20 protein-coding genes and 2 pseudogenes are annotated in these 23039 nt (G+C 42.6%); 11 read left to right on the top strand and 11 right to left on the bottom strand.

Annotated features, from left to right (window positions below; all coding sequences use genetic code 11):
* Window positions 1-31: 31 nt before the first annotated feature.
* From RS130_RS06035 to RS130_RS06025, 3 genes are all read right to left on the bottom strand, one after another.
* The gene (locus tag RS130_RS06035; RefSeq protein WP_316025211.1) at window positions 32-583 is read right to left on the bottom strand and encodes a carboxymuconolactone decarboxylase family protein; all 552 of its coding nucleotides are present in this window, start codon (window positions 581-583) and stop codon (window positions 32-34) included.
* Window positions 584-894: 311 nt separating this feature from the next.
* A complete protein-coding gene (locus RS130_RS06030) occupies window positions 895-1497 on the bottom strand; it encodes a TetR/AcrR family transcriptional regulator (protein WP_316025210.1) in 603 nt (200 codons plus the stop codon).
* Window positions 1498-1605: 108 nt separating this feature from the next.
* Window positions 1606-2481 (bottom strand): LysR substrate-binding domain-containing protein, encoded by an 876-nt coding sequence (locus RS130_RS06025; protein ID WP_316025209.1) that lies wholly within the window; start codon window positions 2479-2481, stop codon window positions 1606-1608.
* A 105-nt stretch (window positions 2482-2586) separates the two neighbouring features.
* Here RS130_RS06025 and RS130_RS06020 point away from each other — a divergent pair, with 105 nt between their 5' ends.
* The 3 genes and pseudogenes from RS130_RS06020 to RS130_RS06010 all read left to right on the top strand — a co-directional run bounded on the left by RS130_RS06020 (window position 2587) and on the right by RS130_RS06010 (window position 5497).
* Complete coding sequence (locus tag RS130_RS06020) at window positions 2587-3717, top strand: S-(hydroxymethyl)glutathione dehydrogenase/class III alcohol dehydrogenase (protein ID WP_316025208.1); 1131 nt, start codon at window positions 2587-2589, stop codon at window positions 3715-3717.
* Between the two features lie 87 nt (window positions 3718-3804).
* A pseudogene (gene fghA / locus RS130_RS06015) lies at window positions 3805-4645 on the top strand (S-formylglutathione hydrolase).
* A gap of 324 nt (window positions 4646-4969) precedes the next feature.
* Window positions 4970-5497, top strand: a complete 528-nt coding sequence (locus RS130_RS06010; RefSeq protein ID WP_316025207.1) for a hypothetical protein — start codon at window positions 4970-4972, stop codon at window positions 5495-5497.
* Window positions 5498-5755: 258 nt separating this feature from the next.
* Here RS130_RS06010 and RS130_RS06005 read toward each other — a convergent pair whose 3' ends face one another.
* The 7 genes from RS130_RS06005 to RS130_RS05975 all read right to left on the bottom strand — a co-directional run bounded on the left by RS130_RS06005 (window position 5756) and on the right by RS130_RS05975 (window position 13060).
* Window positions 5756-6379, bottom strand: a complete 624-nt coding sequence (locus RS130_RS06005) for a sensor histidine kinase (protein ID WP_316025206.1) — start codon at window positions 6377-6379, stop codon at window positions 5756-5758.
* Window positions 6367-7038, bottom strand: coding sequence for a hypothetical protein (locus RS130_RS06000; RefSeq protein ID WP_316025205.1), 672 nt, complete (start codon window positions 7036-7038; stop codon window positions 6367-6369). Before RS130_RS06000 ends, RS130_RS06005 begins: the two co-directional genes overlap by 13 nt.
* The gene (locus RS130_RS05995) at window positions 7039-8406 is read right to left on the bottom strand and encodes a sigma-54-dependent transcriptional regulator (protein WP_316025204.1); all 1368 of its coding nucleotides are present in this window, start codon (window positions 8404-8406) and stop codon (window positions 7039-7041) included.
* A 62-nt stretch (window positions 8407-8468) separates the two neighbouring features.
* Window positions 8469-9707 carry an FtsX-like permease family protein gene (locus RS130_RS05990; RefSeq protein WP_316025203.1) on the bottom strand — a complete coding sequence of 413 codons (1239 nt, stop codon included), beginning with the start codon at window positions 9705-9707 and terminating at the stop codon, window positions 8469-8471.
* A gap of 9 nt (window positions 9708-9716) precedes the next feature.
* Entirely contained in the window at window positions 9717-11006 is a 1290-nt protein-coding gene (locus RS130_RS05985) for an ABC transporter permease (protein WP_316025202.1), read from the bottom strand.
* 9 nt (window positions 11007-11015) lie between these two features.
* The gene (locus RS130_RS05980) at window positions 11016-11729 is read right to left on the bottom strand and encodes an ABC transporter ATP-binding protein (RefSeq protein ID WP_316025201.1); all 714 of its coding nucleotides are present in this window, start codon (window positions 11727-11729) and stop codon (window positions 11016-11018) included.
* A 62-nt stretch (window positions 11730-11791) separates the two neighbouring features.
* The gene (locus RS130_RS05975; protein WP_316025200.1) at window positions 11792-13060 is read right to left on the bottom strand and encodes an efflux RND transporter periplasmic adaptor subunit; all 1269 of its coding nucleotides are present in this window, start codon (window positions 13058-13060) and stop codon (window positions 11792-11794) included.
* Between the two features lie 406 nt (window positions 13061-13466).
* Here RS130_RS05975 and RS130_RS05970 point away from each other — a divergent pair, with 406 nt between their 5' ends.
* The 5 genes from RS130_RS05970 (at window position 13467) to RS130_RS05950 (ending at window position 18411) form a co-directional block, all read left to right on the top strand.
* Complete coding sequence (locus RS130_RS05970) at window positions 13467-14312, top strand: enoyl-CoA hydratase/isomerase family protein (RefSeq protein ID WP_316025199.1); 846 nt, start codon at window positions 13467-13469, stop codon at window positions 14310-14312.
* A 138-nt stretch (window positions 14313-14450) separates the two neighbouring features.
* Window positions 14451-15248 (top strand): SDR family NAD(P)-dependent oxidoreductase, encoded by a 798-nt coding sequence (locus RS130_RS05965; RefSeq protein WP_316025198.1) that lies wholly within the window; start codon window positions 14451-14453, stop codon window positions 15246-15248.
* A 33-nt stretch (window positions 15249-15281) separates the two neighbouring features.
* On the top strand, window positions 15282-15890 hold the full coding sequence (locus RS130_RS05960; protein ID WP_316025197.1) for an NAD(P)H-dependent oxidoreductase: 609 nt from the start codon (window positions 15282-15284) through the stop codon (window positions 15888-15890).
* A 1-nt stretch (window position 15891) separates the two neighbouring features.
* Window positions 15892-17769: a monovalent cation:proton antiporter-2 (CPA2) family protein gene (locus RS130_RS05955; RefSeq protein WP_316025196.1), complete on the top strand. Its 1878-nt coding sequence runs from the start codon at window positions 15892-15894 to the stop codon at window positions 17767-17769.
* 405 nt (window positions 17770-18174) lie between these two features.
* Window positions 18175-18411 (top strand): HP1242/YdcH family protein, encoded by a 237-nt coding sequence (locus tag RS130_RS05950; RefSeq protein ID WP_316025195.1) that lies wholly within the window; start codon window positions 18175-18177, stop codon window positions 18409-18411.
* 120 nt (window positions 18412-18531) lie between these two features.
* Here RS130_RS05950 and RS130_RS05945 read toward each other — a convergent pair whose 3' ends face one another.
* The gene (locus tag RS130_RS05945; RefSeq protein WP_316025194.1) at window positions 18532-19452 is read right to left on the bottom strand and encodes a LysR family transcriptional regulator; all 921 of its coding nucleotides are present in this window, start codon (window positions 19450-19452) and stop codon (window positions 18532-18534) included.
* 246 nt (window positions 19453-19698) lie between these two features.
* On the opposite strand from RS130_RS05945, the gene RS130_RS05940 reads away from it, so the two are divergent.
* From RS130_RS05940 to RS130_RS05930, 3 genes and pseudogenes are all read left to right on the top strand, one after another.
* Entirely contained in the window at window positions 19699-20415 is a 717-nt protein-coding gene (locus RS130_RS05940) for a CmcJ/NvfI family oxidoreductase (RefSeq protein ID WP_316027984.1), read from the top strand.
* 55 nt (window positions 20416-20470) lie between these two features.
* A pseudogene (locus tag RS130_RS05935) lies at window positions 20471-21383 on the top strand (2OG-Fe(II) oxygenase family protein).
* A 476-nt stretch (window positions 21384-21859) separates the two neighbouring features.
* Window positions 21860-22771, top strand: coding sequence for a M14 family metallopeptidase (locus tag RS130_RS05930; protein ID WP_316027983.1), 912 nt, complete (start codon window positions 21860-21862; stop codon window positions 22769-22771).
* Window positions 22772-23039: the final 268 nt, after the last annotated feature.

Below are 23039 nucleotides of genomic sequence, written 5' to 3'. Positions count from 1 at the left end.
AAGCTTTTCTAAATTATATAGATAAATGGTACTAGGCTTTTGACCAAGCAAACTTTTCAAATGGTTGATCAACTGGGGTATTACCAATATGGTTGGTATAGTTACTGATTACCTTTTGCGACAAACCTAAAATAATCTCTAGAATTTGTTGCTCGCCATAGCCTGCAGCATAAAAAGCTTGCAGCTGTTCGTCTGTAACGTGGCCACGGTTACGCACAATAATCAAAGTCATATCTAACAAGGCTTGTAACTTAGGAGTCGGCAAAGGCTGTTCATTACGCAATGCTTCAATTAACGCTGGGTTAACCTTCATTGAATGGGCAATACCGGTATGAGCAGGCACACAATAATGACAACCATGCTCAACGTTAATACCTTGCCATACCACTGTTAGTTCTTCTGCATCAAAAGAGGTGTTGGTAAACAATTCATGTAACTTTTGATATCCCTCTAGGATGGTTGGTGCGCTGGCTAACACGCCATGTAGATTGGGTACCATACCAAATGCTTTCAGTGAGCCTTCTAATAATGGCTTACTTGCTTCAGGAGCTGACTCAATAGTGTGGATTTTTAAAGTGGTCATTTAGGTTTCCTCAGATTCAAATATAAATAGGCAACATCGCCTTTATGCTCTTTCTATAATGAGTAAAAAGCGTTAACCATGAATTGTACCAATCGGTATAATTTGGTTTGAAAGCATTGTACCGATCGGTAACAGTAAGTCAACAGAGATCTAGATAAAAACTTGGCTCAAGGGCAGACTAAGGTAAATTTAGAAATGTAAGCTATTGAATAAAATGGAAAATATTATTTATGAATGTTTGAAAATGAGGAAGTCAACGCTAAAGAATGGACAATTATCCAAATGTTGCTAAAACAAGATTAATTCGAGCTTTAATGCACACCAATGCCCTTGATAATCGAATCAACAGAATATTCGAGATCGGCTTGGCTAGCCGCTGAACGAGCCATAGATGCAGTGCCTTTCAATAGGGTATATACACTCAACGCATTAGCCGCGGCATGTTTATTTAAGCCGAGTTCTATTGCTTCTTGATCGGTGTTGAATAAGTCGGTGTAGATCTGTTTAGGCAAAAGATCGGCATCTAAAAGTACTTGCTTGGCTGCATCTGGAATACTGCCGCTCACTAGCTCAGACTGACATAACACTAAATAACAGCCCATTGGATTGTGTTGGTTACATTGCATATCAACAATCGACATCATATGTCTATGCAAGCGCTGTTTCAAAGACACATCCCGCTCGTATAGTAGCGCTAAGTGGGGTTTCATTTTGGTATCTAAGTAGCGCTGAGTGGTTTTTACAAACAATGACTCTTTGTTGCCAAATGTGCGATACATACTAGGTTTGTTTATTCCCATACTTTGAGTTAAGTCGCTCAACGATGCTCCAACATAGCCTTTTTGCCAAAAGACATGCATAGCGCGATCAAGTGCTACTTCAGAATCAAACTCTAGTTTACGGCCACTGCTCACAATATTTACCTTTTTACACGACAAGGCCCTTATTTTACCAGTCGGTACATAATATTCAAGGGTTGTTACGATAGGGCAAACTCTGTACCTCATATATACGCAGAATAGCTAATACAAATCAACTAAGTGTTCGGCTAAAAAATCCACCAGCAAACGAATTTTCGCAGATAAATGCCTGTTCTTTGGGTACACGGCCCATATTCCTTCATCAGACTCACGATAATTGTCGAGTAAGGTGACTAACGCCCCACTTTGTATATGTTGCTGTACGTAATAGTCGGGCAGTTGCACTATACCTAATCCTTTAAGTGCTGCATCGACTAAACCGTAACCACTGTTGTACCTTAGGCGTCCGTTCACCCGAATATTTCTTTCTTTGCCTGCGTCACTAAAATGCCAGTAGTCCAGCGTACCTAATAAACAGCTATGTTTATTTAATTCAGACAAAGAATGAGGAACACCATATTGATCCAAATAGGCCGGAGACGCGCACAGATAATTGGTGCGTGTTCCAAGCTTTTTAGCCATCATCGACGAGTCATTGAGTTTGCCGAGGCGAATAGCTAAATCGAACCCCTGCTCTACTAAATCTACTCTTTGATTACTCAAATAAGCCGTTACTTCTACATCCCTGTAACGCAACATAAAATCATTAATGATAGGCAAAATTTGCTGCTCGCCGTAAGTCACCGACGCTGTAAGGCGAACTTTACCTTGAGGCGTTGACTGCAAATTAGTAAGGGCACGCTCGGCAGCATCTAGCCCATCGAGTACACTACGACAATGTTGATAAAACACTCGGCCTTCTTCGGTCAATGATACTTTGCGGGTAGTACGGTAAAACAACTTAACCTTTAATCGTTTCTCCAACGCGCTAACTTGACGGCTTACTTGGGCAGTTGAAATCTGGATAGCTTTTGCAGCTTGGGTAAAGCTCTCAGTTTCGGCCACCGACACAAACTCGTTTATTCCTTCCCACTGCATTGATTATTACCTGTAAGTAAAAGTAATTTACTAAATAAGGATATTATCATTCCTCGAGAAACAAATATAATGTTTACCATATTCGAACTAAAAGAGATGCTCAGTATGTCAGATCAATTTATTAAGTCTAAAGCCGCTATCGCTTGGGGGCCTAAGCAACCATTGTCTATCGAAGAAGTAGATGTAATGCTACCTCGCAAAGGAGAAGTACTAATTAAGGTGATTGCTTCGGGGGTTTGCCATACCGACGCATTTACCTTGTCTGGTGAAGATCCTGAAGGTATTTTCCCAGTCATCTTAGGCCACGAAGGTGGCGGTATTGTAGAGCAAGTAGGTGAAGGGGTAACCAGTGTATCGGTTGGCGATCACGTTATTCCACTTTACACCCCAGAATGCGGCGAATGTAAATTCTGCCTATCGGGTAAAACCAATCTCTGCCAAAAAATTCGCGAAACCCAAGGTAAAGGCTTAATGCCAGACGGCACTACACGTTTTTATAAAGATGGACAGCCAATTTTCCATTACATGGGTTGCTCAACCTTTTCTGAGTACACAGTGCTACCAGAAATTTCGCTGGCTAAAGTTAATAAAGACGCGCCATTAGAAGAAGTCTGCTTACTCGGCTGTGGTGTTACTACAGGTATGGGCGCGGTAATGAATACCGCCAAAGTAGAAGAAGGTGCAACAGTAGCCGTCTTTGGATTAGGCGGTATTGGCTTGTCTGCTGTGATTGGCGCAACTATGGCGAAAGCCAGTCGGATTATTGCTATCGACATCAACGAAAGCAAATTCGAGCTTGCCAAAAAACTCGGCGCTACAGATTGCATCAACCCTAAAGACTACGACAAACCCATTCAAGACGTTATCGTTGAATTGACCGACGGCGGCGTGGATTACTCATTTGAGTGTATCGGCAATGTTAACCTAATGCGTTCTGCACTTGAGTGCTGTCATAAAGGTTGGGGCGAATCAGTGATAATTGGCGTAGCGGGAGCGGGGCAGGAAATCAGCACTCGTCCTTTCCAACTAGTAACGGGTCGAGTGTGGCGTGGTACTGCATTTGGTGGGGTAAAAGGTCGTTCTGAACTGCCAGATTACGTAGAACGTTATTTGGCTGGTGAGTTTAAATTGAGTGATTTCATCACACACACCATGGGTCTTGAAGACATCAATCAATCTTTCGAGCTGATGCATAAAGGCGAGAGTATTCGCAGCGTTATTCATTTCAACAAATAATCTCGTAACAAAAGAGCCCGTTTAGCTGACGGTTAGTCTTCCCAAGATTAACCGTCAGCCTTTTATTTTTGCGCTAAGGACTTAAACATGACAATTGAAAATTTAACGATTAACAAGAGTTTTGGCGGTTGGCACAAGCAATATAACCACCAATCTACAGTACTCAACTGCAAGATGCGATTCGCTATCTATTTACCGCCACAAGCCTCAAGTGGTAAGAAAGTGCCAGTACTATATTGGCTATCAGGGTTAACCTGCACCGACGAAAACTTTATGCAAAAAGCTGGCGCTCAGCGCATGGCTGCAAAGTTAGGTATCGCTATTGTCGCGCCAGACACTAGCCCACGAGGAGACGACGTAGCCGATGATGAAGGCTATGATTTAGGTAAAGGCGCTGGTTTTTATGTGAATGCCACCCAAGCACCGTGGGATCGGCATTACCAAATGTACGATTATGTGGTGAAAGAACTGCCAGAACTGATTGAATCTACCTTTCCTGTTTCGAATAAACGAGCCATCGCTGGTCATTCTATGGGGGGCCATGGTGCGCTGACCATCGCCATGTCTAATCCACAACGTTACGCCTCTATGTTCTGCTTTTAGCCCAATTAGCAATCCCATTTATTGCCCTTGGGGAGAAAAAGCCTTTAGTGCCTACCTAGGTAATGACACAGCAACTTGGCAGCAATATGATGCCAGTGAGCTAATGCGTAACGCCACCCAGTTTGTTCCCGCTTTAGTCGACCAAGGGGCGGCAGATGATTTTCTAACTGAACAACTTAAGCCAGAAAAACTAGAGTCGGCAGCTAAAGTAAGTGGTTACCCACTTGAACTGAGAATGCATCAAGGTTACGACCACAGCTACTACTTTATCTCAAGCTTTATTGAAGAGCACTTACGTTTTCACGAGACTCATCTAAATAGGTAATCTAAGCACAATAGTAGTGTTACAGATACCTGACGCTTAGTTTGGTTTGCTTTACTTTGCTTAACTAAGCAGCCTAAACGCTACGTAAACTGAACTAGGCATTAAACGCACATCTGCTAGCAATCTTGCTCGCAATAATACTAATTTCAATACATACACGCTCAGCGAAAATTCAGGCAAGCCACGTACCCAGGCCTGTAAGTTATTTAACATTTACGTTGTATGACTAACCTTTATAGCTCTGAAACCTGTTTCAATATACAATTTGGACTGCGTTTATAAGCTTTCGATACCGCCACTCATTGAACAAAAAGAGACATAATAATGAAACTTCTCATCATGCTAAGCCTTTTACTTGCCTGTGTGCATACGACTCATGCACAAAGCATAACTGACGAGCTAATCGTGGCTTTAGTAGACAAGCACTTACCCCATACATTACATCAAGAAAAAGCGAGAACATGGGCTATGGGTACTTATGATTTAACGGTCACTAAAATTGGTGGCGCTAAATTTTCGAGCACACATAAATATTTGAGCTTAACAGTGCCGATTAAAGTTGTGATGACAGGACAAGTAAATAGACAGCTCTTGGGGCAAAAGTTTCTACTCAATTGCTCTTCCGAAGTGAAAACTCAAACCAGAATCGACATTGAGCCAATTATTAATCCTCCCCATTCTAAAGCGAATGTTGAAGTGTCGGTCCCCATTCCCGAATCAAACTTGAATTGTGAAGGTTTAAAACTCCCCATTAAGCCCCTACTTGAACAGCTAGTCATATCAGAGAAAAAAGATTGGGAACTACAACTAGAACAAGACATTCTAGACATATTGCAACAAGTAGGCATATAAAATTAGTTAACCTGAGATCTGGATAAGAAGCATTGTTGAAGCTAAACAATCCGACGCCGCTAGACACAACAAGAGGGGTGTCGAGAGGCATTTATACGCCCATGCGCGTTTCAATGTAGAGCTTACACTGCTGAGCACAGCATAGAGCCCAAGTTAACGAGGAAAAATACGCTACAGTCGTCTAGGGGAGAGAGTAAATTTTCGTCACGTTTGGGGCATGAAGCCTAAGCTACTGCAGTAAGCCGTGCCGTTTAAGATTTAGATAGAATGAATAGGTAAGATAATTAACACACAAAGGCCCCCTGTTTCTTTGTTGTTAAACACCAGCTTGCCATGATGCGCCTCAATCACTTCTCTACATAAGGCTAAACCTAAGCCGGTACCAGAGTGTTTGGTTGAATAAAACGGCAGTAGCGCATTTTGAATAACCTCGGCCGACATTCCCGTTCCACTGTCTTCAATGCTAATTTCGATTGCGTTATCAGAACGTTTAAAACTCATGGAGACATTTTTAGATGGGTCTGCTTCATGGGCGTTTTTTAGAATGTTAATTAGCACTTGTTCAAGCTGAGCTAAATCTGCATCAAGTGTTGAATCTGGTAAGGGACTAGATAAGGTAAAGGGGTAAAGTGATTGCAACTGCTCAGTCAGCGCATGCCAATCAACCTTTTGTTTGATTGGACGTTTTATTTTAGTCAACGTGGCATAGCCCTCAATAAAGTCGTTCAAATGACTCACTCTACGGCCAATAGTACTGAACACGCGATTGAGTTTGGGTTCATCCAAACTTTTAGCGATTAATTCACCACTGTGACACATAGAACTAATAGGTGCGATTGAATTATTCAACTCATGGCTAATAACGCTGATTACTTTTTCCATAGTACTACCTCTTGTTTTGATAACTCCTGAGTAATGGTTTTAAGCAAAAATAATCGATGAGCCGCTTGGTGGATTGTCACATTAGAACTTGTCACATGCCAAGCTTGTTGTGTACCTTGCCTATCGGTTAAGGTAAAAATAGACTCGCCTTGATGGTGTAAAGCATGCTGAAATTCTGGGGCGAGTGACTCAACTAATGCACTCCACTGACAACCTACAATCGAGTCATTTAGTTCAAACGCTTGTTGCGCACTATTATTTGTGAAAATAACAGTATCGCGATGATCAACCAATATGGTCACCATCGGAGAGGCATTCAGTACTTTATCTAACATCATTTCTCGTTGATAGAGCCGTTGGCGTTCTTGCCTTAACTTTTCACTGGTTTGATTGAATGCTTCTATTAAGCCATTATAACCGCCATGTTTTTGCTGACGTAAACTAACCGAAAAGTCATTATCACATAGACTTTGTAAACCATGCTCTATGCTCTGCAAAATTATTTTCTGACGCTTGTACTGCTTTTTTAACAGTACAAAAGATCCAATCAACGACACCAACAGCACAACACTAATATAAATAGAATGTTGCGCCGCCAAGAAATAAACCGCCAACATTAAGCCCGCGTGTAATAATCCTAAACAAATGATCAGCCGCATTTACTGTTCGTCTACTTGTGAAGGCGAAGATGACTGATTAAGTTGGTATTTTTCAATTCGACGATACAAGGCTTGGCGGCTCAACCCCAACTCACTGGCTGCTCTGGCAATAACCCATTGATGTTTATCTAATACGGCCTGCAACGTATCTTTGCTATCTTCACTTGGTGACGGGACGTTTAAAGACAAATCTGCCGGACAAGTACTTGGCTCTCCCAACAGAAAATGCTCAGGTAACAAAAGTTTGTCGCTGCATAACACCATGGCACGTTGGCAGTGGTTTTCTAATTCACGTACATTGCCCGGCCATAACTGCTGCTTGAGCAGTTGTTCGGTGACTTCGCTCAGTTCATAATTGGGGGATACAAAGTGACGGGCCAGTGGAATGATGTCGTCTGGACGTTGCGACAATGCGGGCAAATTCAATTCCACTACATTGAGCCGGTAATATAAGTCTTCTCGAAACGTGCCTTGGGCGATGCTTTCAATTAAATGGCTGTTAGTGGCACTTATTACGCGCACATCAACGCTAATGGTATTGCTCGACCCTACTCGTTCAAACTGTCCAGTCTGCAGAACCCTTAGTAACTTCATTTGTCCAGCTAAAGACAAATTACCAATTTCATCCAAAAACAATGTGCCACCGTCTGCGGCTTCAAAGCGCCCAATGCGCCCGTTAGTGGCGCCAGTGTATGCACCTTTCTCAGCACCAAACAATTCAGCTTCCATCAATTCACTGGGCAAAGCACCCATATTCACCTTAATAAAAGGTTGCGCGTGACGATCCGAGTGCTGATGAATGTAGTCAGCAATGCGCTCTTTACCACTGCCATTTGCACCCGTAATCAATACACTAATATCACTATGTGCCACTTTATTTGCCATAGCAATCAACTGTTTCATTGGTTGGCTTTCAATAATAAGGGACGAACATGAGTCTGATGAAGTATGCGCATTTTTAGGAGCACTGGCCGTTTTGCCAATCCCATCACTAGCCTTTTCAATATTAGCCGCAATAAGTTCTAGTAACTTACTGTCATTCCACGGTTTAGGTAAATAATCGGTTGCGCCGGCTTTGACTAATTCGATGGCGGTCTCAAGTTGACTCCAGGCCGTTATCACAATAATCGGGGTGGTAGTAGAAATCTCTTTCAACTGATAAAACAAGGACTTTCCTTCAGCGCCAGACGTAGTGCCTTGACTAAAATTCATGTCTTGAATAATCAAATTTATGCGTTGGTTATTGGCTGCTAACACCGCGTCCTTTATCGTATTAGCCGTTATCACTTGGTAGCCGTGCAAGCCCAACAATAAATCTAATGCCTCTAAAATATCAGGGTTATCGTCTACCACTAAGATACGTTTCACTATTTTGACCTTATGTTTATTTTTAATTTTGGCTAGTCACTAAATTAATAGCCAGCGACCCCTTACAGGGTTTTGGTAGCAATCACCGGAGAAATTTTAGTTGTTTTATAAGCGGGTAACCACGTGGCTAACGAACCTGCTATGAACACAACCAATACCGCTAAAACATACAGCAATACATTGGGCTTATCGATAGTAATAACCAACGACAATGCGATATTTAAGCCAATCATAGTGGCAATACCCAACAGGCTAGCCCCTAAGCTCAGGAGCCAGTTTTCACTAAACACGTACAACATAATGTCTTTTTTACGCGCCCCTAGCGCTCGACGTATACCAATAAGTTTACGCTGCTGGGTAACGTGGAAATGTGCATGGGCAAAACTACTCACCACAGTGACTAAAATCATCAGTAGCGACAACATACCAAACAAGCTGGCAAGCCCAGAATCTTGGCTGTAAAACTTTGTCAGGCGTTGCGACATACTTTGCACTAAACTGATATCTCGCTCTGATTGTACCGACAAAATAGTATCTCTCAACTGGGCTTTTACTTGCTCTTGTTTTCCTAGCTCAACACGCACTATATAATGTTGCTCATAATCAGGTTGTGAATACATAAAATTACCAAACATAGCGAAATATTTAGCCTCGCCTTTTCTTGTCGGAGAAATCACAAAGTCACGTGCAACCCCTACCACTCTGCCATTATTCGTTAACTCGCCTACCGCAGAACGATCCTTGTAGATGGCCTTAGCCAAGGACTCAGTAATCACAATATTTTGTTCTATGTCATCACGCATTCCTGAGGTATAAAAGTCGCGGGTTATATCATCACTATCAGTCAATGCACGGCCTTCAATAATTTCTACACCTAAGTTTTGTAAGCCTATTTTGCTGGTATAGAATTGTGGCACATACTGCAATTCATCGGGTAAAATAGCATCATCTGGAAAATCAGCAGCTTGCATGTTGCCATTCCAACCGCCTCGTTGAATCGGCAACTGATTGTAATGAGCAGCGCTAATCACTCCATCCAAAGCACTTATTTTTGCAATATCTTGCTGGGTAATAGAACGATAATAATCTGTATCTCTATATGCACCAGAGGTAGGGATTAAATCCACAGTAATTAGTTGCTCAACATCAAACAACAACGGATTGTTGAGTTTTTCAATTGCACTGTTAGTTAAAATGACGGTATTAACCATTAAACCAATGGTGAAACTCAGCTGTAAAAGCAATAAGGTGGTGGCAAATTTACGTAAGCTAAGGGCTTTCAATAGTGCTTTAATATTCATGGTAATGCCTTACTTCAAGGTGGTAGAAAGAGGGATTCGACAAGCGCGAATAAGCGGATACAACATACTGGTAAACGCGGTCACTAAAGCAATAACCACCCCTATAACAATCAGTGTGAAATCAATGTCGCTAGTTTTTTCAAGTGCCGGAAACAAGGCAGTAGATATCTGCAAAAATAGCCAACCAAATAGAAGCGCCAACACGGCACAACATGCCCCAACGAGTAAACTCTCTACTAAGCCTTGATAAAAAACGTCTTTCATTCTGGCACCCACGGCACGCCGCAACCCCGTTTCGAAGCGTGTACTATGATAGCGAGCTAGCAATAAACTACTGGCGTTAAACACGCAAACAGCTAAAAATAACGAGGTAGCTAGACCAAAAGCCAACATACGTTCATCTACTACCTCTTGGTGATCTAGCCATTGATTGACGTCTAGCAGTCGATTGCCATTGGCTCGTAAATATTCACCTTGTTGTTGTCTAAATTGTGAATAGTTATCTAGATATTGCTGCATTTCGTTCTTTTGCTGCTGGTTGTCAAGCTGGACAAAAGCTTGGATAAAAAATCCATTTTTGCCTCGACTGTCGGATACCGAGTCAATACGTTCAGTAGCCATATTTTGCACGCTAATCGCCCATTCATTATCTAGCGCCGTTTCTATCGGCACATAAATATCATCGGTTGCAGAAAATGCCTCTCGACTTGACGCTTGATAAAACAACGGCTTTAGAAGCCATGGCTTTAACACGCCGACTATTTCGTAAGGCTTGCCGTCAATCTCTAAAGTTTTACCTACACTGTTACCACCACCAAATACTTGTTGATTTAGTGTGTCACCAATCACAATTTGTTTGGCTCGATCTTGTTGCCAACTTCCACCAAAAGCAAAGGGCGCTTCGGTTAATGGAAAAAAGCCTTGGGTGGTCGCCCGTACAATTGCTTTATGACGAGTCAAATTAGTAGATTCACTATCTCTGGCATACACCTGAGACTGATAATGCACCATGGTATGGGTTGCAATTTTGTTATCCAAAATATGTTGTGCATCGTCATAGCGCATAATTTCCAGTAATTCTGCACGTGGATTTTCGTCTGGCCAAATATTCAATGACACATTAAATATGCGCTCACTCTTATGGGGAATGGGATCTGATGACATAGCTTTGATGATCGCAATATTGGCCAAGAATACCCCAACGCCCGCGGCCAGAGTCGATATCATCAATATAAAAAACATACGATTACGCACTATATTTCGAATGCTCAGCTTTAAATAGTAGTGAAACATTTCCATGCTTAGTCCTTAGGCCTTGACTGCGATAGGCGCATTGTTATTGATTGGAGCATACACACTGTGATCGGTTATTTGCCCGTCGATGACTTGAATGTTCCGGCTAATAGAGCGGGCTTGATCTGGGTCATGGGTCACCATAATAATAGTGCTACCGGCCTCATTCAGGGTATGAAGTAACTCCATGACCTGACGAGCCATTAACGAGTCTAGGTTACCCGTTGGTTCATCGGCTAACAGTATTTTTGGCTCTCCGGCCAATGCCCTGGCGATGGCCACACGTTGTTGTTGACCACCTGAAAGCTGACTTGGAAGATAGTTTTGACGACTGGCTAGACCCACTTGTTCTAACGCATGGCTGATACGACGCTTACGCTCGGTGGCATTAAAGCCGCGATAGCGCAATGGCATGTCAATATTATCAAACAGATTGAAATCAGGGATAAGATTGTAGTTTTGGAAAATAAAACCAATCTTTTCATTTCGTAAGCGCGATAGTTCATCGTCATGCAAACCTTGAATACTCACCCCATCAAGTTGGTAAGACCCTTGATCGAAACTATCTAGCAATCCAGCGACATTTAAAAACGTCGATTTACCAGAACCCGACGGCCCTGTTACCGCCACAAATTCACCTGCCTTGACTTGTAAATTAAAATCTCGCAGGGCGTGAGTTTGAATAGTGTCACTGCGATAAATTCGACTAATGTTATTCATGTTAAGCATGTTTTTTCCTAATAAATGTTTAAAGAGCGCGGCTGTATAGTGGCCACGGTCATAGTAAAAAGTTAATTCAATAAAATGGCTGAATGGCTATCAAACTCAACAGTCGATGAACTGATGATGCTATCTCCCGCTTTTAATCCTGAGATAACCTCAATAAATTCAACACTTTGTGCGCCTAACGAGATAGGTGTTTGCTGTGCGTATTCACCATTAATGACATAAGCTGTTTGGCCACCGTGACTCGCTAAGAAGCCACCGCGCTTTACCATTAGCACGTTTTCTTTCTTTTCAAATTCTATTCGAGCATTGAGCCGTTGATTTTGACGCAATTGAATATCTGCAAAATTGTCCACCGATACCCTCACCATCACTTGATTATTTTTAACCTCTGGTGATACCGAAATAACTTTACCAATCAATGACTTTCCAGTGATTTTCATTTGCACATCAAGACCAAGGCCTAAATCATCGGCGTAAAATTCTGGCACGCTCAGTTCAGCTTCGTACTGACTCAAGTCAACCACAGTCATAATGGCTTGCGTGTCGGCTACGCGCTCTTGTTTTTGCACTAACCAATTACCTACCACGCCATTTACAGGCGTTCGAACATTAAGTAACTCAACACGACGTTGCAATTCATCAACAATTAACTGCTGCCTTTGTACCGAAAGAGCCCGAGTCTGATTCTCAAATTCAAGGCGCTTTTTGGCTAACTCGACCCGCTTCAGGGCATGTTGAAAAAGTAATTCACTCTCTAATTTTGCGTCTCGCTTGCTCACCAAATCAATTTCACTGATCACTTGTTTTTTGAAAGAAAGTTCGGCCCGAGCTAGTTCTCTGGTACTGGCTTTAATCCGCACCTGTGCAGTATCCAAAACTCTTTCTAAATCGAGTTGTGACTCTAAATCGGTTAGCTCACCTCGGCTGGCTGCCGTTTTTAAGCTCTCTAATTTTGCCGTAGCTTGTTTAATAAGCGACTGTAATTCGGGGCTTGATATGGTTGCAACAATTGCCCCTTCTTCGACAATATCGCCAGGCTTAGCAAGTAAAGTGACTTGCCCAGACTCTGAGCTATACAGTGTCGGTGCGTTGGCAGCCACAAGCTTGCCATTTACCGCAACATCTCTCACCAACGTACCGCGAAAAACCTCAGAGCGAGTGATAGATTGCGCCTCGACATTAGGCACTCCACCAGCCCATTGTTGTAATGTGGGCCATATGAACCAAACTGCAGCTACCAGCACAACGGCAACAAACGCTATGCTACCCCATGGTTTGCGGCTAGCGGTTTTGCTTATTACTTGGTCTTGTCCGTCTGTTGAGTTAATCATATAAATTGCACAGATTAGTGGTACATGTAGAGAGTACTGCGAAGAGCGTGCCAGCTATTAAAGATTCTGTAAGCACTTGTTTTAATTAGGTTATATTTACGAACGTAAAATAAAAGTGTCCGATTTATTTTGTTTAAGTGTCCGCTCGGACGATGAAAGTGTCCGGCCTATTTAGACGGACGCCAAACCTAAGCCCCCTTTTTATACTGCCCAATTTAATACTGCTGGTCAGTATCGGCCTATCTACACCATTATTAACGAAAAGTTAAAACTGATTACCAAATAAACCTCATTATAAAATTTTGAAAAGCAATCTACTATCTACCTAGCTTAATTGAACACCTAGCTAAGACTTCATTTAGGTGCTTACTAACTTTTCACTAACGATAATATTGAGGATAGGACAATGAGATACGAAGGTTTCAAAACATTCACTACAGCCGCCGATGGCGGAAAACTCACAGTCACTTTTGATTTTGGCCCAGTCAATGTGCAAGGCCAAGAAATGTTAGAAGACTTAAATAGTCTGGCCATGCGACTAGAACGGGATCGCACCATTAAAGTGGTTGTTTTCCAATCAGCTAATCCTGAAATCTGGGTTTGTCATTACGACACCGACTTACTCAAAGATATGTCAACCGAAGCTGTTGCTCGTGAAGACGCCAAATTACTCGATTTACAAAGTGTCTGTGAACGTATCAGTAAAGTTCCTCAAGCTACTATCGCTAAACTTGAAGGCTTCGCCCGTGGTGGCGGTCATGAGTTAGCCTTAGCACTAGACATGCGTTTTGCTGCTCGCGGTAAGTTCAAATTTATGCAAATGGAAGTAGGTATGGGCATTCTACCTTGTGGTGGCGGAGCTTCGCGCATGGCTCGTCAAACAGGTTTAGGTCGAGCGCTAGAAATCATATTGAGTGCTCGTGACTTTGATGCCGACGAAGCCGAAGCCTATGGCACGATTAACAAAGCCCTCGAACCCGATGAAATAGGTGAATACGTAGATCACCTAGCCAATCGTATTGCTCAATTCCCCGCAGAGTCTATCAACGCTTGTAAACAAGCGGTTTATGAGTCCATCGACCGTCCTATCGAAGACGCCTTAAAAGCCGAAGCTTATTGGCTCTATCAAGCCACCAGTAAAACACCAGCGATTAAGCGTTTTGCTGCCGCTGACGAACAAGGCCTGGAGCACAATATTGAGAATCAGCGTAATTGGAATGAATTGGTAATGAAAGTACAAGAAATCAACTAGCCCTCTAACAACACAGTTAACAGTCAGTATTTAAGGCGCAAAGTAACAACTGCGCAGTATCAGGCTTTTATCTGACTGAGAACTCTGCGCCTTAGACTTAAATTAAATAATTTTGCTACATCAACTGGAGCGATAATCATGAAAAAAACAATTTTAATCACAGGTTCAACCGACGGAATTGGCTTAGCAACGGCTAAAACCCTATTAACACTTGGGCATACTGTGCTGATACATGGCCGCAGTGCAGCTAAATTAGCCAACACCAAGCAGCAACTATTAGCAATAGCAGACGGCGATAGAGTTTTTAGCTATCAAGCCGACTTGTCTGTTCTCGATGCGGTGAAGACGTTGGCGAATGAAATCAAAAATGAACACAGCAAGCTTGATGTCATTATAAATAACGCTGGGGTATTTGTGGTGCCAGAAACTGTTTCTGCCGATGGATTGGATACGCGTTTTGTTGTTAATACAATTGCACCTTATATTTTGACCAAAGCGTTACTGCCTTTGCTAGACAATAATGGCCGAGTGGTGAATTTGTCTTCTGCAGCCCAGGCTTCAGTTAACCCAGAGGAACTGACTCAACCCAGTGCATTATCCGACAATAACGTTTACGCCAAAAGTAAACTGGCTTTAACCATGTGGTCTCGTCAATTAAGTCTCACCCTAGGCAATGAAGGGCCGGTGATAGTCGCGGTTAATCCTAAGTCATTTTTGGGTAGCAAAATGGTTGAGAAGGCCTATGGTGTCGCCGGCAGTAATTTGCAAATTGGCGCTGATATTCTGGTGAAGGCCGCCTTGTCCGAAGAATTTGCCAATGCGACTGGACTGTATTTCGACAATGATTCTGGCCGCTTTGCCTCCCCTCATCCAGATGCACTGAACTCAGAAAAAATCAGCCAGATAACCAGTGTATTGAATACATTTGCAGGTTAGTAATAAACCATAAGACGCTAGGTAACCACTTATATGAAAAAAATACTGATTAACTTTGCTCACCCAGCAAAGTCTCGCTCAAACATCAATCAAGCACTTCGCAAAGCGGTCGAAGGGCTTGAGGGTGTGACCATTAACGATCTGTACGCGAATTACCCCGACTTTATGATTGATGTTAAGAGCGAGCAAGCTTTGTGTGAAAGTCACGATATTATTATTTTCCAACATCCTTTCTACTGGTACTCCACCCCTGCCATTATGAAAGAGTGGTTAGACTTAGTGTTAGAGCATGGCTGGGCTTATGGTTCGACAGGCAAAGCATTGCAAAACAAGTTGTTTTTTCAAGCTATTACCACTGGTGGCGATGCCAGCACTTACAGCAAAGAAGGGCATAACGGCTTTACTTTAGCCGAATTTACTACGCCCTATCAGGCAACTGCCAAGCTATGCAACATGATTTGGCTACCACCTTTCGCTGTCACTGGTATTCATCAAGGCTTAGCCCAAGAAAAAATGCAAAGCCATGCCGAAGATTATCGCCGCACTATCATAGCCTTGCGCGATGGTTTTTTCGATATCGAGCAAGCCAAACTACAACCCACCTTAAACAGCGACATTAACACTATGATCAGGAGCCTATAAGATGGAAGCTTTCTTACTTCAGCTTTTTATATTTTTGGCCGCGGCCGCTATTTCGGTACCAATCGCGAAGAAACTGGGCTTAGGCTCAGTACTGGGTTATCTGATTGCTGGCATAGTGATAGGGCCATTTGGCGCTTCGTTAATTCATGATGTAGAGGCCATCATGCACTTCACAGAATTTGGCGTAGTGATGATGCTATTTTTGGTCGGGCTAGAATTAAAGCCTTCGCTGCTTTGGCAGTTACGTATACCAATTTTAGGCTTTGGTGGATCTCAGGTAGTCCTAACCAGTTTATTAATTTCAAGTGTCGCCTTTGTATTTTTGCCTTGGCAGCAAGCCTTAGCAGTAGGTTTAATTTTGTCGCTGTCGTCTACTGCTATAGTACTGCAAACCTTACAAGAAAAAGGTCTGATGAAAACCGAAGCAGGGCAATCAGTATTTGCTGTATTACTGTTTCAGGACCTAGCAGTGATCCCCATGTTGGCGGTATTGCCTTTATTGGCAACGTTAACCATAGGTGATGGTGGACATCATGAATCGGCTCTGTTCGACCTAAGCGTATTGCCAAATTACTTGCAAATAGTGGTCACGATAGCCGCCATCGGTGCAGTACTGGTGTTAGGTAAGTTTGCCTGTCAGCCCTTGTTCAGAAGCATAGCCAACACTGGTGTACGAGAGATTTTTGTGGCTGCAGCTTTAGGCTTAGTGATTGGCACATCACTATTGATGATGACAGTAGGTTTATCACCCGCTCTAGGTGCCTTTTTAGCAGGCGTGGTACTAGCCGATAGCGAATTTCGCCATGAATTGGAAAGCGACATTGAGCCATTCAAAGGACTACTACTAGGGATCTTCTTTATCTCTATTGGTGCCAACCTAAACTTCACGCTAATTGGCGATAACATCCCGCTCATCTTAGGCTTAACCGCCACTCTAATTGCAATTAAATGGCTAGTGTTAGTAGGGGTAAGTCTAGTCTTTAAAATCAGCCGTAAAGAAAGAGGGCTATTTGCCATAGCTTTAGCCCAAGGCGGAGAGTTCGCTTTTGTATTATTCCAAGTAACTAAAACCAACGGAGTGTTATCCCTTGATGTAATAGAACCGCTCATTTCAGCGGCAGCCATTTCAATGTTCTTAGCACCATTAATGTTTTTGCTACACGAAAAACTAAGCGGCAATGCAATGCAAAGCGAGCTATCTAAAGGCAGCCAATCTGCAGAGCACGATACGATCGAGCAAGACATTCAACCGCACGAACATAAAGTGATATTGGCCGGCTTTGGTCGTTTAGGCACTGATATTGGGCGGTTTTTATTATCGGCAGGCGTCAAGCCAGTGATTCTTGATCATAATGCGGGTAACGTGAGTGTACTCAGAAAGCTCGGTTTTGAGGTCTATTATGGCGATGCCACTAGGCTCGACTTGCTAGAGTCTGCAGGCGCTGCCCACGCCGAACTCCTCATAATTGCACTTGGCGATATGCAAGTGACCAAACAACTTGTTGAACTGGCGAACAAGCACTATCCGAATCTACATATTGTAGTGAACGCCAGTGACCGCGAAGCCAACTTTGAGTTGAGGGACTTAGGCCTGAGTAACATTTATCAAGAAACCTTTGGTACTGCGCTAAATATGGGCCAAGCCGTGATGCAACAACTCGGCGTTGATCCATACGAAGTGCATCGTCTAAAACTAATTTTTCAAAAGAAAGAAAACGAAATTACCCCTGAACTTTACCAACAAAGGGGCGAAGAGCAGGGTTATATTTCTTTGTATCGCAAACATCACCAACATTTGGAAGAGTTAATGAAACGCGACAACAATGAGCATCTAGCCGCTCTTGATAAAGCTTGGACAGCGAAAAATCCAGAGCTGTAATTTTGTCGCACTTAAAGCTATTACCGCACGATTGAGTTTTGTTGGGCCTCACAGCTTTACTAGGAGGAAGCTTTATTGGGACACCCATAAAAATGAATCGAAAGCTTTATTGGGACACCCATAAAAATGAATCGAATGAAGATTGTCACTAAACTTAGTTATGGGTGTCCTGATTGCACTGTTATGGGTGTCCTGATTGCACTGGTCCTTGATTCGGCTTGGACCGCGATAAATCCAGAGTGGTCATTTTGTCACGCTCAAGGCTGTAGCCCTAAGACGCTCAAAGCATTTGCCGTGCGACTATTAATATTTTATTGAAAGTGTTTCTTAGTAATAGGTAATTATCAAAATGTGCAGTCATTGCTAAGCTATTTGTACAAGTTACTTAATCATTGAGGAAAGACCATGCTAGGCGAAGACCATTCTTTACTAAACGAGTTTCCAGAACATAAAGACAAAATTGCAGCCTTGGTGTCAGCAGACTCTGAATTTGCTACCGATACCAAGCAATATAATTTGTTAGATAGCGAAATCCGCAATCTAGAATTAAACAATGCGCCTATTGATGATGAAGCTTTTCATCAAATGAAACACGACAGAGCAGTACTAAAAGACAAGCTTTATCAACAGCTGGTTGGCTAATTAGACATTAAACCAAACCTTTGGGTAATCGGCTTATTCAAAGGTAAAAGTGACGCCATCAATCGAGCCATTGCACACAACAAGGTATGTTTCATTCCATTTGTTGTGTGCTGATACCTATTAATCTTGCCTATTACTCTCGCTATTATCATGTTCCCAATAAGGTCTTTCACCAAAATATTTAATAAAATAGTCAATAAACGCTCGTACTTTAGGAGCCAATAAACGAGAGCTAGGGTAGACTGCCCAAATAGCAGTGTCAGATATCAGTGCGTAATCTTTTAATACTTCTACTAATCTGCCATCATTTAATTGTTGGTAAGCACACCAAATAGACGAGATAGTTAACCCTGCGCCACTCACACAAGTATCTCTAACTGACACCCCATTATCGATACGAATTGCTCCTTTAGCCTTAATTCTTTGTGGGCCATCAGGCGTTTCAAACAACCAACTATCGATCCCCATAAGGTTAATACATTCATGCTTGAGTAAATCTTGCGGCGTTTTGGGCTCACCATATTGTTTGATGTAGTCTGGCGAAGCGCAGATTATTCGCTTGTCACTGGCTAGCTTGCGAGCCACCAAACTAGAGTCATTCAGCGAGGCATTCCGGATAGCAATATCAAAGCCCCCTTCAACCATATCAATTACACTGTCACTCAGCCTTAAATCCACTTTTAAGTTGGGATAAGTTTCAATAAAACCTTTTAGCGCTGGCACTATGTGCATGCCGCCAAAAGAGGAAGGAGCAGTCACACGAATGGTACCTTGTGGGGTAAAGCTGCCGCTGCCTACAGAGGCTTTAGCCAGATCTACCGCATCAAGCACTTCTTCGGCGCGAGGTAAAAACTCTCGCCCCTCTTCAGTTAAAGATACTTTTCTGGTGGTGCGATGAATTAACTTCACTCCCAATTCGTCTTCTAATTTATTAATGTGAGTACTAGCTACTGGCGGCGACAAGCCCAATTCGCTGCCGGCCAAACTGATATTTTGCGTAGCGGCGATGCGCACAAAAAGCCGTAAATGATCATTATTCATAGTCACGCCTATTATTAACGAAAAGTAAAAACTGATTAGTTATTTGACTATATTATCAAAATTTAGTTAAGGCAATATACTTTACTTACTGGATTAACATCCAAGTCTGTGGAGCGTCAAGTTTAGGTCAGTCAGTAACTCAGATCTCCTCACTCGTTTTTTAAAATAGATATTTAGAGGTGATGTATGAACACACAAGCCAAAGTTAATTATCACGTTCGTAGTGACTAAGAGCAATCTTACAGTATTGATGCCGGCGGCATCTCTGGAAAAATAATCAATCCTGAGCAAGTGATCAAGCACATAGCTGTGAATGATGTGCGCGATATTAGTCGACCTCTGAATTTTGAGCAAGACAGTGTTATTTTCACCGAGCTGGCATCTGTCACGGTTGATGTTGATGATCAGCAAAGTACAGCGGCTTATAATGCACAGCTCAGCGAGTTGTTAAAAGACAAAATAGGCGCTACAGAAGTCATCGTTTTTGATCACACGGTTCGTACAGATGACGCAAATGCTGAGCGTAAACCTGCTCGCAATGTGCACAGTGATTACAGCCCAAGTGGCGCTAAGCAAAGGCTCATAGACATTATTGGCCAAGAACGCGCCAACAAATGGCAGCAAGGTCATTTTGGCTTTGTAAATGTTTGGCGGCCACTACACCAAACCGTTTTGACAGCGCCACTTGGATTTGTGCAACCATCGTCTGTAGCGACAGAAGACTGGCTCACTCTGCGCTTAGATTACCCCGATCGAACCGGGCAAATTATGGGCTTGGTTTTTAATCAAAATCACCATTGGTTGTACAAGTCAGCCATGACCCCAACCGACGCAGCCATTTTTAATATTTACGATAACTCTGGTATTCAATCTATTGCGCATAGTGCACTTGACCTAGTCAATAACCCCTATCCGAATAGAATCAGAACCAGCTTAGAAAGCAGAACATTAGTCCGGTATTAATCTCAAAGAACTAAATAGTTAACACCGTTCAATCATTTAGGAGTGAATAAAAATCATGCAACTCAATCAACTACAACAAGCACGGAATGTCACTTTACCTTCACGAGAAGCCATGTTGCATCGTGCTCCATCGGTACAGCAGTTTTGGAATGATAACCAAGACTTATTTAGCCAAGCTTGGAAAGAGTGGGAGCAAAGTGATGAAGCAAGTAAGTTTACACTCGACAGCTCTTTGCTTGATCCGAAATTACAGCAAGCAGTGATGCAAGCATGGCAAGATCCCAGCAAAGAACTAGCCATCAAAGACTTGCTGCAAGAAGTCGCGCCTGACGTATTCCAATTCCAGTTTTTCGACCCCGAACGACTCGCTGAGTTACGTGGCTATTTAGAAAATGCATGGAACGCGCAAATACCACTGCGTCCGCCATACGGTATTGTACTTAATCGCCGCGGTGCTATGCTCGATGAGCGCTCTGAAGGGCATCTTGCAGCGCCAACATTTCAGGCATTTTACCGTCAGTTGCTCGACACTTATATGCGTCCTATTTCTCGCATGTTATTTCCTGAGATAATAGGATATGACACACAAACCTTTGGCTTTTCGATTCATTATCAGCCAAGTACAGATGCATCGATTCGCCCTCATACAGATGCGTCGGCAGTAACGTTAAACATTAACTTGAATTTACTCAGGTGAGGAATTTACCGGCTCTAGTGTCGACTTTTACGCCCCTAGTACAGGTAAAACTCATTCGTTAATATTTAAACCAGGCACAGCCATGCTGCATAGAGGAAACGTAGTGCATGCCGCTCAACCCATCACTAGCGGAGAGCGCACCAACATTGTACTTTGGCTATACGGTGATAGAGGCTTAATTCCGCAACGAGGTGCAGCCAGAGAAACGGTTGACGCCGATGTACGCTGGACTAAGCCGATAACGGTGAGTGATGGATTCGCACCCTTCTAGACCTAATCCATAAGACATGCCCTGCGCGAACCATCCGCAGGGCTATTTAAGTACTGCACCAGCGCTATTGAGACACCCATCATAGAACCCAATCAGGACACTCATGATTAGAGCGACAAAATCAGGACACCCATGATTAGTGATTCGGTATTAAGGTAGAGTGGTTGGTTAGTGTGCTTCTGGATTTAGCGCTAGCAACAAACCGGCTCCGGCTCGTATCATCATCCTTGCACGTTATTAGCAGGGACTACCGGAATGACAGACTATGAAAACGTCATTGCTAAAATAGATGAATACCACCTTTATGATTTCGCTGGGTTTTTAGCCGAGAACTATTCTTTTGAAACCCTGCTGGGAACGAATGGATTCGTATATGGATGTTAGAATTAAACGTTGGATTCACTGCGCTATTGCCTATTGGCTTGAACAAAATATCCGCGCGCGCGATAATCACCTCTTGAAACGAATTCAGGGGCATTCACATCACTTATTCATACCCAATAGGCACAACCGGCGTAAAATGGACTAACACAGAAAAAGCACAATGGTTGGCATTGCAATGCGTAAAACGTTCTTATGCTGATGATGTTTTGAGCCAAATAAATAGCTTAGCTAAGCAGTTTACGATTAAACAATATGCAAATTTAAGATATGACTCGACAGAATTTCCACTATTTTATCTAAGCAGTGTAAACTGGGATAAATCAAAACCTAATGTACTGATTACCGGCGGCGTCCATGGCTATGAAACAAGCGGGATATTTGGTGCACTACGATTTGCCGATAGTGCCGCGCAGCAGTACCATGCTCGTTTTAACTTGATGATAGTGCCATGTGTGAGCCCTTGGGCGTACCAAACCATTAATCGATGGAATCCAAACGCTATTGATCCTAATCGTTCTTTTTATCCCAATAGTCCTGCGCCTGAATCAGCTGCTTTAATGGGATTAGTCAAAGACTTGGATTTTATTATGCATATAGATTTGCATGAAACTACCGATACAGACAATTCAGAATTCAGACCAGCCTTAAGTGCACGAGATGCGGTAGAACACAAAGAATGGGCAATTCCCGATGGCTTCTATACCGTTGGCGATACGATAAAACCTAATCCTGAATTTCAAAAAGCAATTATTGAATCAGTAGAAAAGGTAACTCACATTGCTCCTGCTGATGGATCTGGCAGATTGATTGGCGAAGTGATACAACAAAAAGGCGTGATAAACTACGCAACCAAAGCCTTAGGCTTATGCGCTGGGTTAACAGATGCTAAATTTGTTAGCACTACAGAAGTTTACCCAGACAGTCCAAAAGTAGATGGTGAAAACTGTATTCAAGCCCAAGTGGCAGCGATAACGGGTGCCTTAGACTTTGTCAGTCAATATTAGGCAACCAAACCGATTCAGCTAAATACTCCATGGCTCAATCGCCCCTTCAAGCAAATTGGTAATTACATTTACCCTTTGGCTATTTGGGGTAAAGTAAATTGGACCAGCCTCCAACGCCTACCTTAGACGGTCATTTAAACACCCCTGAAGAACATTGACATTGAAAATGGGCTTAGACTAAAAGTATACGCAAATAAGCAATTTTATACCTAAATAGTTATTCTATATACAATGCTAATTGGTTACTATTAGTACAATTTAGAATCGA

The sequence above is a fragment of the Paraglaciecola aquimarina genome (genome assembly GCF_032464635.1).
Taxonomy (GTDB): domain Bacteria; phylum Pseudomonadota; class Gammaproteobacteria; order Enterobacterales; family Alteromonadaceae; genus Paraglaciecola; species Paraglaciecola aquimarina.
Note: the sequence above shows the minus strand (reverse complement) of the source record. Positions and strands in the feature narration are given on the sequence as shown.

What these genes read in the sequence shown, in the direction of transcription:
- RS130_RS06035 (WP_316025211.1), bottom strand. Translation starts at nt 583, where the DNA reads ATGACCACTTTAAAAATCCACACTATTGAGTCAGCTCCTGAAGCAAGT.
- RS130_RS06025 (WP_316025209.1), bottom strand. Translation starts at nt 2,481, where the DNA reads ATGCAGTGGGAAGGAATAAACGAGTTTGTGTCGGTGGCCGAAACTGAG.
- RS130_RS06020 (WP_316025208.1), top strand. Translation starts at nt 2,587, where the DNA reads ATGTCAGATCAATTTATTAAGTCTAAAGCCGCTATCGCTTGGGGGCCT.
- RS130_RS06010 (WP_316025207.1), top strand. Translation starts at nt 4,970, where the DNA reads ATGAAACTTCTCATCATGCTAAGCCTTTTACTTGCCTGTGTGCATACG.
- RS130_RS06005 (WP_316025206.1), bottom strand. Translation starts at nt 6,379, where the DNA reads ATGGAAAAAGTAATCAGCGTTATTAGCCATGAGTTGAATAATTCAATC.
- RS130_RS06000 (WP_316025205.1), bottom strand. Translation starts at nt 7,038, where the DNA reads ATGCGGCTGATCATTTGTTTAGGATTATTACACGCGGGCTTAATGTTG.
- RS130_RS05990 (WP_316025203.1), bottom strand. Translation starts at nt 9,707, where the DNA reads ATGAATATTAAAGCACTATTGAAAGCCCTTAGCTTACGTAAATTTGCC.
- RS130_RS05985 (WP_316025202.1), bottom strand. Translation starts at nt 11,006, where the DNA reads ATGGAAATGTTTCACTACTATTTAAAGCTGAGCATTCGAAATATAGTG.
- RS130_RS05980 (WP_316025201.1), bottom strand. Translation starts at nt 11,729, where the DNA reads ATGCTTAACATGAATAACATTAGTCGAATTTATCGCAGTGACACTATT.
- RS130_RS05975 (WP_316025200.1), bottom strand. Translation starts at nt 13,060, where the DNA reads ATGATTAACTCAACAGACGGACAAGACCAAGTAATAAGCAAAACCGCT.
- RS130_RS05970 (WP_316025199.1), top strand. Translation starts at nt 13,467, where the DNA reads ATGAGATACGAAGGTTTCAAAACATTCACTACAGCCGCCGATGGCGGA.
- RS130_RS05965 (WP_316025198.1), top strand. Translation starts at nt 14,451, where the DNA reads ATGAAAAAAACAATTTTAATCACAGGTTCAACCGACGGAATTGGCTTA.
- RS130_RS05960 (WP_316025197.1), top strand. Translation starts at nt 15,282, where the DNA reads ATGAAAAAAATACTGATTAACTTTGCTCACCCAGCAAAGTCTCGCTCA.
- RS130_RS05955 (WP_316025196.1), top strand. Translation starts at nt 15,892, where the DNA reads ATGGAAGCTTTCTTACTTCAGCTTTTTATATTTTTGGCCGCGGCCGCT.
- RS130_RS05950 (WP_316025195.1), top strand. Translation starts at nt 18,175, where the DNA reads ATGCTAGGCGAAGACCATTCTTTACTAAACGAGTTTCCAGAACATAAA.
- RS130_RS05945 (WP_316025194.1), bottom strand. Translation starts at nt 19,452, where the DNA reads ATGAATAATGATCATTTACGGCTTTTTGTGCGCATCGCCGCTACGCAA.